The following is a 13,097-nucleotide window of genomic DNA, read 5'->3' as shown; positions in this document are numbered from 1 at the left end:
AAACCCTCTAAATTACAATCAATTTAAAAAGCTTGCACTTATACCCTTCTCCCATCCAGACTGTAACTGTCGGTTTTGGATTTGCACCAAATCAGCTTGCGCTCACGGACTTTGAATTACTTCATCACCGCCGATTGGGAATTTCACCCTACCCCGAAGGATCATTTTATTTAGCTAGTTCTTACGATAACACTATTTTATTATATTATCCATCCTTCTCTCTAAAAAATTTCAAAAAGAGGCCACCTCCTTGGCTACACGAATAACCAAAGAGGTGGCTGTTATGCCTTTTATCTTCTTCCCTTTTGAACATAATCATCATAATTACCTTGAAAGACTGTCACACCAGTCGAAGAAAGCTCTAGCATTTTGTCAGCTAGTTTATTTAAAAAATAACGATCATGTGAAATACATAGTAATGTACCTTCAAACCTTAAAAGTGCCTCCTCCAATACTTCCTTACTAAATAAATCGAGATGATTTGTTGGTTCATCCATAATTAAAACATTTGCTTTCTGCAAAATAAGTTTAGCTAAAGCTACTCGTGCTTTTTCGCCTCCACTTAATGCGGATACCTTTTTAAAAACATCTTCACCCGTGAACAAAAAGTTACCGAGCACTGTACGTACGTTTGCCTCTTCAACCGATGGAAATGCATTCCAAACTTCATTTAATACTGTATTATTGGGATGTAACGTCGATTGTTCTTGGTCGTAGTAGCCAATCGTCACACCATTGCCCCAAGTGACAACACCACTATCTGGAGTAATGTCCTTTAACAACGTTTTCAATAACGTTGTTTTGCCAACACCATTTGGACCAATTAATGCAACCCGATCATCTCTGTATAATTCGAATGAAATATCTTGCAACAATGTTTTTTTGTCGTTTTCCACCTTAAAAGATATATTCAAATCTCGAACCTTCAATACTTCTTTATGAGATTTCTTGTCTGTGGTAAATGCCATTTGTGCTTGTTTTAAATCTTTCAACGGCTTCTCAATACGTTCAATTCGTTCAAGCTGTTTTCGCTTGTTCTTCGCACTTTTTGAAGACGTTGCCATAGCAATATTACGCTGAATATACTCCTCCATTTTGGCAATTTGTTGTTGTTGCCTTGTATATTTTTTCTCTAGCAATTGACGATTTTTAGCTTTACTTTCCACATACTTAGAGTAATTACCGCTATACTTCGTACCTTTAGTACGCTCAATCTCATAAATCTCGTTTACTAACGCATCTAAAAAGTAACGATCGTGGGAAATAATAAGTATGGCTCCTTGATAGCCACGTAAATAATGTTCAAGCCAATTTAAAGTCTCCAAATCCAAGTGATTTGTTGGTTCATCTAACAGCAACAAATCTGGCTGTTCTAATAAGATTTTTGCTAGAGCAAGTCTCGTTTTCTGTCCCCCACTTAGCTTTTCGATCTGTGTATTTTTGGAGATGTCACCAAAGCCCATTCCATTTAAAATACTATGAATTTTTGTCTCGACGTCATAGCCACCTTGTTGTGTAAACCAATCTGCTTTGACGGCGTATCGCGTCATTACTTGCTCAAATTTTTCAGGATTATTTAATAAAGACGGCTCACCCATTTGCAATTCTAGCTCATGAAGTTCCTCTTCAACCGCTAGAAGCTCCGTAAATCCCCCTAGCATTTCAGTCCAAATGGTATTACTCATCTGCAATCCACTGTCTTGACGCAAATAGCCCATCGTCACTCCTTTTCCCGTGAAAATTTCTCCCTTATCATAAGGCAGATCACCTGCAATAATCTGTAGCAATGTAGATTTCCCAGCTCCATTTACACCAATAAGCCCAATCCGATCTCCACTTTCCATTTTCATCGAAATATTTGAGAGAATTGGGTCCCCCAAATAGCTTTTACTAATTCCATTTAATTGAAGTATCATTTTTTTCAAACTCCTTAATCTTTTTTGTCCATCATTTCACTAAGCTGTCATGCTTAAGAAATAAATGGACGTATAAGATGTCCCATTCTCCATTCCTCCACAACAAAAAAAGGCACCATAAAAACGGCACCTTGGAAAATAATGAACCTCTGTGTAGAGGCCCTATTCTATATCTCACACAAAACGCAAAAAAAGCGCCGTTCAGGAACCGGCGCTTTTTTGCTCACTATATCGTATTCATGCTACTAACACAGATGTAAATACTTGCTATGTCTAGAAGGCAAAAAGCTTTTGGAACCTGTTTCGATATGAAATTTGCTTAAAAAAGGGCAGATTTCTCCCTTTGCAAGCAAATCCCCACAAAGATTATAAGATTTTACCTCTTTTTCAGTTAAACCCTTTGCGAATACAGTTTCCATCATTTTGCCCTCCCTTCGAATAATAGTACCAATTAATTTAACACAAACTTTTATAGAATACAAATTTACTACAACTTGTATAACTTGATTAATGTAAACTAAATCATTAAACTGAAGACATTTATCCTTTTTAAGGAACTTCCCTCTCATTAATTCGTTCCTTTACAGGTGACTAATCAGTCCAGCAGTTTGGAGGTCATTTACTTGCAATTTTTTAAAAATATTACGGTTAAACAAGGTATTTTAACTACCTTATTAGTGTTCTGTAGTGTCATTTCGATTGTATTTGTTCATCATAATGAACAATTTTATGATCGACCTATCGCTGAAGTGATCAAAGCTGATGTGGCGGAATCAGAACCGATGACAGATATGTATGACAATGACGATTATTTGTTTACACAGCATCTTACAGCAGTCATAAAAAACGGACAGTACAAGGGGCAGTCCATTCAATTGACGAATGACTATTCTTCATCTGGAGCTTTTGATCAAGAATACCATGTAGGCAATGAAATTTTTGTCTCCATAAATAATCAAGCAACGCCATCAGTTTTAACCGGTTCCATTCTCGACTTGAAACGAGATCAAACCATTATCATCATTGCTTGGATTTTTATTTTCGGCTTACTCATTATCGGAAAAAGACAAGGCTTGTTCTCCATTGTTAGTTTAGTTGTAAATGCGTTGATTTTATCATTTGCGTTAGATCTGTATGTTGAGCACGGTAGCCTGAGCTTGTTATTGATAATTGGTGTTTGTGTTCTTTTATTTACCATCATTTCTTTGTTACTCATCAGTGGATTGAATACAAAAACGTATGCAGCCATTATATCAACGCTATTAGGAACTGTTATTGCACTTATCATTAGCTCCGTCGTGATGTGGATAACGGGTGAAAACGGTCTTCGTTATGAAGAAATGCAGTTTTTAACTCGCCCCTATCGCACAATCTTTATGGCAGGGTTATTTATTGGCTCACTTGGGGCTGTCATGGACGTCTCCATTACGATGGCTTCCTCGATATTTGCTTTATATGAACAAGATCCTACTATTTCTGTGAAGGCACTTAAATCTTCAGGTGTTGAAATAGGACGAGATATCATGGGGACCATTACGAGTATTTTATTTTTTGCTTATCTTTGTGGTTCCATACCAATGGTCATTCTCTATTTGAAAAATTCGTCACCATTAGGGCTTACACTGTCCTTAAATCTTTCTCTAGAATTGGCTAGAGCGCTAGCAGGTGGTATTGGTGTCGTCCTTACGATTCCTATTAGTCAGTATACTGCTCTATTTTTCATTAATCGAAAGAGGGTTAAAGCATGAATGTAATTGTGTTATTAGCCGTAATTTTATGTATTTTAATGGTGATTGTTGGAGGTAAACAAGGTGTACGCTCATTTATTTCTTTATTCCTAAATTTTGGTGTACTTTTTGTCACCATCTTTTTAATGACGAACCCGAAAAACAGTCCAATTATCCTGACGTTCATCGCCTGTACAGTCATTAGCTGTATTAGCCTATTCTATATCAATAAAACAAACAGTAAAACCATTACAGCGTTTATCTCCACAATGGTGACGATTGTTGTGTTACTGCTTTTTATTACGTTTGTAACGAAAAAATCGATGATCCAAGGCTTTGGAGAAGAATCAACAGAAGAAATAAGTATCTTTTCCCTCTATATTGGTGTTAATTTTGTGCAGATTGGTGCATCTGTCATTATTATGAGTACGATCGGTGCCATCATGGATGTTGCCATTTCCATCGCTACTTCCATGCATGAGATTTTTTATCGCAATCCTTCTATTAGTAGAAAGAAACTGTTTACATCTGGATTAAGTATTGGAAGGGACATTTTAGGAACGGATACAAATACATTATTTTTCGCTTTCTTTGGTGGCTATTTAAGTTTATTGATATGGTTTAAGGATCTCTCTTATTCGATTGGTGAAATCGTCAATTCCAAAGTTTTTAGTGCTGAAATGATGACGATTTTTTGTGCAGGCATCGGCATTGCACTGATCATTCCTATTGCATCCTCCGTCAATGCTTATTATTTAGTAAAAACACGAGAAAAAACAGAATAGCGCTCGTCTCATAGATACCAGACCTATCACTTTTCGTGATAGGTGCTGGAGATACATATCTCCTCTTTTTGGATAGTTGTATCGTCCCTCACTTATTTAATTCATCCTTTGAATATCCTGATACGGTCGCTATTGCACTGTTGAGTGTGACACGTATCGTTGAGGAGGAAACATCCGTTGCTAATATTACTGCATCACTCTATTCTAGCAAGTAAATGTTTGTCCAGGTTCACCGCCAATTGCTAGCTATTGACTGAAGGACAGGAACATCGCTAATGACAATACAAATAAGTTCACTAGTATCATCTTGTATAATCTTATGTTATTCACTTTGTAGACAACAAAGCACATTTTTGTTCTAAACTTTTACTCTGAGCAATTTATAGTGCTAGTTTGTGTGGGTACAAAATATTGATATATAGGTAAAAATAAGCACTATTCATATCATAAATCCTCTTCAAAAGGATATATCATTCGCTCATCGATGTCCCAGTGTTCTACAAAATATTGATTTATGAACTGTCTGATTTCGATTAATTCTGCAGAAGAGGGAAAAGAAGATACTATTAGATTAGGAATATGAGTGATAAATTGGCCATTCCCAATTGTTGAAATGATCAAATCATACTCATTATTTCGTTGTAAAATCTCAGAATCTGCAACGTCTAAGGATGTAATACGAAGCTGCTGTCCAAAGTGAAAACGTAACACTTCAGAGATATACTCTTTTTCTATATACGTTCTACAGATTAAAGCGGTTTTGATAATCGTTTGATTTTTTTTTCGCAGAAGAGCAGCTTGTACTAATAAAAAAATTTCCAATACCTCTAATTTTCCAAGATATATAGATGAGGTTGAAAAGCTTTTTTTCATACCTTCGATGAATTTGAATAAGGGTTTTTTTTCCACATAAGGAAGGAAGGGTAACATGTTATTAACTCGGGTATCCGTATTAAATTGTGAATTGAATGTAATCCGTCGTATCGTTTGTACGTATTTATACACAAACTTATCATCCTGAAATAGATCCATGTTCGTGTAAGCAGAAAGTTCTGACAAAGAGAGGGAGATTGGGTCACTTTTACCTTTTTTATATTGAGAACGAATGTAACCAAGATGCTGTGTTCGGTTTAATGGTTTTTCTTCACTCAATAAATATAAGGCAAAAAAGAGGTTTTCATTCATTTGAATAGTCCTCGTTGGGCATTTCTCCATAAATTGAAACAAATTTTTGGCAACAAGAAAATATTTAGTTTCCTGATATTCTTTTATTGTTTGTGCTGGAAAGGACACAAAACAGCCGTGTCCAATTCGAATATTGGCAATATACATAATCATTGTAAGCCGATGTATAGCACCAATGTGAAGAACCACGGAAGAATCAGATAGCTGATGCATTAAAGAGGTTTTAAACGCTTCTCCATTAAAATTAGTAAGATCCGACATGTTCAATATTTTACCTTCTAAATATTGCATAATGAATCGGCGAATTTTTTTTCATCTCCCTGTAACCTATAAGGATTTTTTTCAAGATGAATGCCAGCGCATTCAATTACGTTCTCTATTTTTTCCAAATGACGATAAACGGTAGAGCGACTAATATGTATTTTCTCAGCAATATCGTTAATAGATACGCCATTCTCTAATATCAGTAATTCTAATGTCTGAAAGTACGTATCTTTTCCCTTTAAATGTGTCCACACACTCTCTAACGTACCTTTCATCGGTTTGATTAGACGGACTCCTTGTATTTCATTCCGCTCAATACTCCATCCGGTAGGCAGAACTGATTGTATAAAATTTAAATCTCGCCACATGGTACTTCTTGGAACCCCTGTATTTTTACATAGTTCTCCAAAACTACACCAGGATTGTTTGTTAAATAAATAATAAATTAATTGGCCATGCCGTTCATTAAAACGATTCATATAAAAACCTTCCCTGTACCATTTTTTAGAAGTAATAACAGTATTGTTACTTACTTTCTTTTTAATTGTACGATTGTTCATTGTTAGTTTTAATCATAAATAAAATATATCCCCTTCTTTTCGATAACAAAATCTGTGTACGTTTATTCATTGAATCCACAATGCTTTTTGTTTTCCTAGAAATTTGGAGTACTGTTATCAAGATAATCATGAGGTAGCTACAAAGATTTAATCCTTAAAATAGTAACATTCACATTACTATGTTATCGGGATAATTATTGGCTCGTATTTTAGAATTACTTCAGTCTTTGAATGCATTTATTCTGGTTGTTCCTGTAATCACTCGGCCAATTCCGTCGCCAAACTTATGTAGATAAACATGGGGTTAAATTGTTAGATGCACTTTTTCCAACGGTCCTCTAAACGAACGATATTTCTTCGATACAACATATGTTTCATACTATAAATTGGCTGGTCGCAGAGTCTTTAGTAATAATTTTCATTAACAGTTGCCTATCTTTTTGTACGTTTGTAAACATGCGTGTTTATAACCGATTTCAATTCCAATTATTTAATAAAACGTTTAAAAGAGTTCAACACTCTACTACAATAAAATTATCACCTAAGCTAAAGGTCGGTGATTCAATTTTGAGACATCAATTTCCAAAAACGATACAAAACTATCTCGTTAAATATAACATTTCGAGCCCTAAGTACCGATTTTTCCGAATCTATGTCATCATTTATATTGTGTAAATTAAAAATCTATTTTCCTCATACAAAGGCAGTGTATATTAAATAGCCTCTTTACCTGCTGTTCGATGAATAAGTTATTTTATGAAGAAAGGACAGTTTTTTAGTTTTCAGAGGGATAAAGTAAATTATTGCAGTTATTTCACGCGTGGATTCACTAAAAAATACTTGCCAAAGAAAATAATAATATTTATTGAAGGATTTTGTTAGAGGTAAAACATTGTTATTAATATATATTTTACCATTTATGTTATTTTCCATTAAAAATACAGCAATTTTTTTAAAAATCAACATACAATTTGTAGAATTTTCAAAATTGATTCTCCTCATTTGCTTTCATTCCTTAAGAAAAAGCACGACCTTCGGGCCATGCTAATGTTTTATTGATAAGCTTTTAATTCATCTTCCATTTTACCTATTTATTTTTGGAGGGATTCTAAGTATTCATCTAGCATGTTATGAAGGTAATAAAGGGTAGCTATTGCATCAATGAAACAAGCCATCTAGCATCAACATCCTTCACTGCTACCGCAGACTATTAACTATAAAATTTAGATACCTATTCATTACAAACTTAAGTTTTTTAGATCATAAAGAACTTACAAATCGCAGTATGATAGCTGAAATTTTAATAATCTTTGAATAAAGATTGTGACGAGCATTGTTTATGCATTTAGGAAAATATGTTTCAAAGCTTTTAATCGAAGGTGTGGACACACTACATATAATTCAAATACAGGTGTTCGCTATAATCGTTATCGTCTTCCTCCTCAAAAGGATGCAGAAATTCTTTATTTAGATTATACCTTTCAACAAAGAAATTGTGCGTAAATTCTTTAATTTCTTTTAGTTCAGAAGGTGTAGGGAATGAGGAAACTTTATAAATCGGAATGTGTCCATTATCCAATAATTGACCAGAATCTGTAGTTATTACAATGTCAAGATCATTGTTGCTGAAGAATAGGTCAATTTCAGAAAAATCCATTACATTAATGTTCAGCCGATTGCCAAAGCTACGTTTTAATACTTCTTTTATATAATCTTTCTCTACATATGAACGACATACTAATGCTGCCTCTATTACAATTTGATTCTTTTTCCGGAGAAGCATTGCTTGAACTAACATAAAGATTTCCAGTATTTCTACACTTTCTAATGATGCAATTAATGGTTCAAAACTAGTTGTTGCTATTTCTTCAATAAGGATATATAAAGGATTCTTTTCAAAATATGGTACAAAATGTAGAATATTGTTTAGTCGTGTATCGGTATTTAAATGTATGTCATAGGATATACCTCGCATAGTTTGAGCGAAATTATACATAAAGGTATCGTCCTGCGAGATATCAAAACCAACATTTTTTGATAGTACTTTGAGAAATTGCTTTAGTGATTTACCATTAGTCAAGTCCAGGCTTAATCTAAAATTTCGTAATTCTTGCGATCGATTTAAGTGCATTTCTTCACTCATTAAATATAATGAAAAAATTAAAACTTCATGAATCTGATTATCTCTGTTTGTAATTTTCCCCATAAACTTAAATAAACGTTTGGATATCTTAAAAGCCTTCGAGTTTTCATAATCCTCTATAACCGTTTTTGAGAATGTCACGAAACATTCATGCCTTATGCGAGTATTAGATATATGTAGGAAAATCCCTAGTTTTTGTATTGCACCTACATGTAAAGTCATTGAATGCTCTTTTAATAATTTTAATAGTGTGTTGTGAAATTCATCAAAATCAAAGGAAGTAATATAATCATATATATTTCCAGACATATACTCCACATATTGCATCATAAATCGTCTGATTTTTTTTTCTTCACCAATAATTTTATATGGATGGTTTGATAATTGAACGCCAGCGCTTTTCACTACCTCTCCTATTTTCTCTAGCTGTCGATATGCAGTTGAGCGACTAATGTGTACCTGCTGAATAATTTCATTTATCGTTACGCCATTATTAAAAAGAATTAATTCTAGTGTTTGAAAGTATGTGTTTTCACTTCTGTGATGAGACCATAATTGCTCTAAAGTACCGTTTTGTGGTTTTATTAATCTGACACCATTCATTTCATTTTTTTCAATTTTCCAATCATTAGGGAGATTAGATTCCATAAGTAACAAGTCTCGCCACAATGTACTTTTTGAGTAACCAATTTTACTTGATAGGTCGTTTAAACTACACCAAGTGCCCTCATAAAATAAATGATACAGAAGATCTGAATGACGATCATTAAATCTATTCATAGAAAATCTCCTTCCCTTCACATTAGACTTTATATCTACAAAAGTAAAAACGTTATTAGAATTGAATTGAAGCTCTAAGATATCATGCCTAATAAAGATAAAGATGACATAATTTTAATCACTATACATTTCATTATTGGTAATAAATCATTTCATTATTGGTAATATGATTAGTAAATAGGAAATTGTGTAAAGAAAAGATTATTTTATTTAAAGGGGTATTTGGTGACAAAAAATCTATTCGAAAGAAATGACATACATCCTCAACCTTTTGGCTGAAGAAATCTCTCTGATGTTTTTATTTGGATGGAAGTGTATGAATGAATGGAGTGGAAATATAGCTTTAAATAGATAAGCATAGTTGAAGTGATTGTAAGAAGAACAGATAATAAGATGATACATAGAGGAAAATCCATTAATAATGGTCCAATGGAATCACTTTCCGTTATCGTAATAAAAAACTTTAAAAGGCTTAAGCCTAGAATTTCAACAGGCTTAAGCCTTTTAATCATTGTTGTTTTGTTCAATAACTGTAAAACTGGTATTCATTCATAGCCAGTTGTAATGTTTCAAGTTTAATAAATATAATTCATCCCATTAACTATCTCATACGACACTACAAATTCACCCTAGCATTTCAACGAATCGTTCAATTCAATGTACAACTGACTTTTATATGTACCTCTGTACAAGTGAATTTAAAACTGCGAAAGACCTTCAAGTCTTACAAGTAAGTTGACCATTCTAAAGTGGTTTTATTTTTCGAAGTATTCTATAATATTATCCCTCCTAACTTTTAGGTTAGATGCTTCTTTGGTTATTAACTCAATCGCTTTAATATTCTCAATTATGTTTTTTCGTGTTTTTTCAATTTCATTATAATTCCATTTATTTCGGCGTCGATAGGATAAATAAATCAACTTTTCTATATCGAGATAGACCTGATTAAACGTTTTTTTCATATTATCACTCATTTTAATAACCTACTTATAGGATAAGAAAAAGAGAGCCACATCATATGCTACTCTCTTATTCTTCAACCGAGTTTTGTGATGTTCATTTCACATTTTCTCTATTATTTAACTGTAAGTATGAAAGGTGCACTTTCACGGCCAAGCTCGTTCAATGTAACAATTTTCACTTGATCACCAGATTTTAGTTTTAAATCAGCTATATACACTGAATACGTTTGATTTACTTTATCAATCACACCACGGATTAATACATCCTTAAAGTCTATTCCGTGGTAAATTCTCAGTTTTTGAGCATTTTGTGGAACTGTACCAGTAATAGTGGTTTGACCTTCAGTAAATGGTTGTGCAGTTGGAGCTCCTTGTCCCTTCTTTTCTCCTACTGTAATCTCAACTTGAGCGAGTACAACCCCTTTGTCTGTACGGGCAACAATTTTAATGATGTCACCCGCTTTAGGCAATCCGTCTACCGTTGAACGCATACTGCCAAAGTACTCACCTGTTACTTTGTCAACCGCACGAGTACGGAGGAATTTACCGTTTACATAGATATCAATTTTGTCTGCTAAAGTAACTGTTTGACCGAAAATTTGCTCATCTCCTTCAAGGTAATCTTTTGTTTCAACAACTAGAGAGGCTTGAACAACAAGTGTTGTTTCTTGACCTGCTACATCTTTGCTGTTGTAAGGGACAACCTTAATGATATCCCCAACCTTCGCTCCAGAATCACTCACATTCACCAAAATATCTACACCGTTTGCTTCTACATTACGTTTACGCAAATGTACACCATTGACATACACTCTTACATAAGAAGTATCCTTAGCCACTGTTCCTGTCAAGTACATGTCGCCTTCAATATAAGGATTTAGTGTTGGAGCTCCAACATTTCCACCTACAATAACTTCAACAGCTGTTCCTTGATGACCTTTCGCATCAACTGGAACCAAACGTACAACATCTCCAGCTTTCAACGTGTTAGATACATGTCCGCTAAATGTACCATCTCCATTCACAGGACGATTACGAACAAATTCATCATTCAGGTAGATATTAACCTTAACTATTCCTGGTGAATACTTACCATAAACTGTGGTTTGGCCAACACTAAGTGGATCTACCGTCAGTGCAAGTTGAGAAGCATCAAATAAGTCTTTTGCGTTATCCACTAAGCCTTGTAAGCGATCTTTTTCTGGACCTGCTGGTAGTTTGTCAATTGCTTCTTGTGTTTCATCAATCGCTGCTTGATTTGTTGTATCTTTCAGCTTGTTAAAGCTACCATCTGTGAACAGACCTTCTGCTTTGTTTTTCGCATCTGCTGAGTCTTTTTCCGAGGCTTGAACAACGATTGTTGTTTCTTGACCTGCTACATCTTTGCTGTTGTAAGGGACAACCTTAATGATATCCCCAACCTTCGCTCCAGAATCACTCACATTCACCAAAATATCTACACCGTTTGCTTCTACATTACGTTTACGCAAATGTACACCATTGACATACACTCTTACATAAGAAGTATCCTTAGCCACTGTTCCTGTCAAGTACATGTCGCCTTCAATATAAGGATTTAGTGTTGGAGCTCCAACATTTCCACCTACAATAACTTCAACAGCTGTTCCTTGATGACCTTTCGCATCAACTGGAACCAAACGTACAACATCTCCAGCTTTCAACGTGTTAGATACATGTCCGCTAAATGTACCATCTCCATTCACAGGACGATTACGAACAAATTCATCATTCAGGTAGATATTAACCTTAACTATTCCTGGTGAATACTTACCATAAACTGTGGTTTGGCCAACACTAAGTGGATCTACCGTCAGTGCAAGTTGAGAAGCATCAAATAAGTCTTTTGCGTTATCCACTAAGCCTTGTAAGCGATCTTTTTCTGGACCTGCTGGTAGTTTGTCAATTGCTTCTTGTGTTTCATCAATCGCTGCTTGATTTGTTGTATCTTTCAGCTTGTTAAAGCTACCATCTGTAAACAGACCTTCTGCTTTGTTTTTCGCATCTGCTAAGTCTTGTTCCCCTTGTCCTTGTTGATTCAGTAAGTCTTGCGCAGCTTCTACTAAGCCTTGTAGGCGGTCTTTTTCTGGACCTGCTGGCAATTTGTTAATTGCTTCTTGTGCCTCATCAATCGCTGTCTGATTGGTTGTATCTTTCAGCTTGTTGAAGTTGTCATCTGTGAACAGACCTTCTGCTTTGTTTTTCGCGTCTGCTAAGTCTAGTTCACCTTGTCCTTGTTGATTCAGTAAATCTTGTGCAGCTTCCACTAAACCTTGTAGACGATCTTTTTCTGGACCTGCTGGCAGTTTGTCAATTGCCTCTTGTGCCTCATCAATCGCTGCTTGATTCGCTGTATCTTTTAGTTTGTTAAAGCTGCCATCTGTGAATAGATCTTCTGCTTTGTTTTTCGCATCCGCTAAGTCTTGTTCCCCTTGTCCTTGTTGATTCAGTAAATCTTGCGCAGCTCCTACTAAACCTTGTAGACGGTCTTTTTCTGGACCTGCTGGCAGTTTGTCAATTGCCTCTTGTGCCTCATCAATCGCTGCTTGATTCGCTGTATCTTTTAGTTTGTTAAAGCTGCCATCTGTGAATAGATCTTCTGCTTTGTTTTTCGCATCCGCTAAGTCTTGTTCCCCTTGTCCTTGTTGATTCAGTAAATCTTGTGCAGCTTCCACTAAACCTTGTAGACGATCTTTTTCTGGACCTGCTGGCAGTTTGTCAATTGCCTCTTGTGCCTCATCAATCGCTGCTTGATTC

General features: G+C 35.0%; 9 protein-coding genes and 1 riboswitch. Of the genes, 3 read left to right on the top strand and 6 right to left on the bottom strand.

Annotated elements, in window-relative coordinates:
• Positions 1–39 precede the first annotated feature (39 nt).
• Positions 40–165, bottom strand: a riboswitch (FMN riboswitch).
• Positions 166–290: 125 nt separating this feature from the next.
• Complete coding sequence (locus GJU32_RS15335; RefSeq protein ID WP_155592834.1) at positions 291–1,916, bottom strand: ABC-F family ATP-binding cassette domain-containing protein; 1,626 nt, start codon at positions 1,914–1,916, stop codon at positions 291–293.
• Positions 1,917–2,161: 245 nt separating this feature from the next.
• The gene (locus GJU32_RS23210) at positions 2,162–2,335 is read right to left on the bottom strand and encodes a hypothetical protein (protein ID WP_196426718.1); all 174 of its coding nucleotides are present in this window, start codon (positions 2,333–2,335) and stop codon (positions 2,162–2,164) included.
• Between the two features lie 204 nt (positions 2,336–2,539).
• On the opposite strand from GJU32_RS23210, the gene GJU32_RS15330 reads away from it, so the two are divergent.
• The 3 genes from GJU32_RS15330 (at position 2,540) to GJU32_RS23420 (ending at position 4,643) form a co-directional block, all read left to right on the top strand.
• Entirely contained in the window at positions 2,540–3,664 is a 1,125-nt protein-coding gene (locus GJU32_RS15330) for a YibE/F family protein (RefSeq protein WP_155592833.1), read from the top strand.
• On the top strand, positions 3,661–4,428 hold the full coding sequence (locus GJU32_RS15325) for a YibE/F family protein (RefSeq protein WP_155592832.1): 768 nt from the start codon (positions 3,661–3,663) through the stop codon (positions 4,426–4,428). The genes GJU32_RS15330 and GJU32_RS15325 overlap by 4 nt, the downstream gene beginning before the upstream one ends.
• 68 nt (positions 4,429–4,496) lie before the next feature.
• On the top strand, positions 4,497–4,643 hold the full coding sequence (locus GJU32_RS23420) for a hypothetical protein (protein ID WP_230875062.1): 147 nt from the start codon (positions 4,497–4,499) through the stop codon (positions 4,641–4,643).
• A gap of 229 nt (positions 4,644–4,872) precedes the next feature.
• Here GJU32_RS23420 and GJU32_RS15320 read toward each other — a convergent pair whose 3' ends face one another.
• The 4 genes from GJU32_RS15320 to GJU32_RS23205 form a co-directional block, all read right to left on the bottom strand.
• On the bottom strand, positions 4,873–5,904 hold the full coding sequence (locus GJU32_RS15320; RefSeq protein WP_196426717.1) for a BglG family transcription antiterminator: 1,032 nt from the start codon (positions 5,902–5,904) through the stop codon (positions 4,873–4,875).
• A complete protein-coding gene (locus GJU32_RS15315; RefSeq protein WP_155592830.1) occupies positions 5,892–6,437 on the bottom strand; it encodes a helix-turn-helix domain-containing protein in 546 nt (181 codons plus the stop codon). The genes GJU32_RS15320 and GJU32_RS15315 overlap by 13 nt, the downstream gene beginning before the upstream one ends.
• Before the next feature lie 1,390 nt (positions 6,438–7,827).
• Positions 7,828–9,360 carry a BglG family transcription antiterminator gene (locus GJU32_RS15310; RefSeq protein WP_155592829.1) on the bottom strand — a complete coding sequence of 511 codons (1,533 nt, stop codon included), beginning with the start codon at positions 9,358–9,360 and terminating at the stop codon, positions 7,828–7,830.
• A gap of 1,075 nt (positions 9,361–10,435) precedes the next feature.
• The coding region (locus GJU32_RS23205) for a toxin Cry1Ac domain D-VI-related protein (RefSeq protein WP_230875061.1) at positions 10,436–13,097 on the bottom strand (2,662 nt) is incomplete at its 5' end.

The sequence above is a fragment of the Lysinibacillus cavernae genome (assembly GCF_009724685.1).
Classification (GTDB): Bacteria; Bacillota; Bacilli; order Bacillales_A; family Planococcaceae; genus Lysinibacillus; species Lysinibacillus cavernae.
Note: the sequence above shows the minus strand (reverse complement) of the source record. Positions and strands in the feature narration are given on the sequence as shown.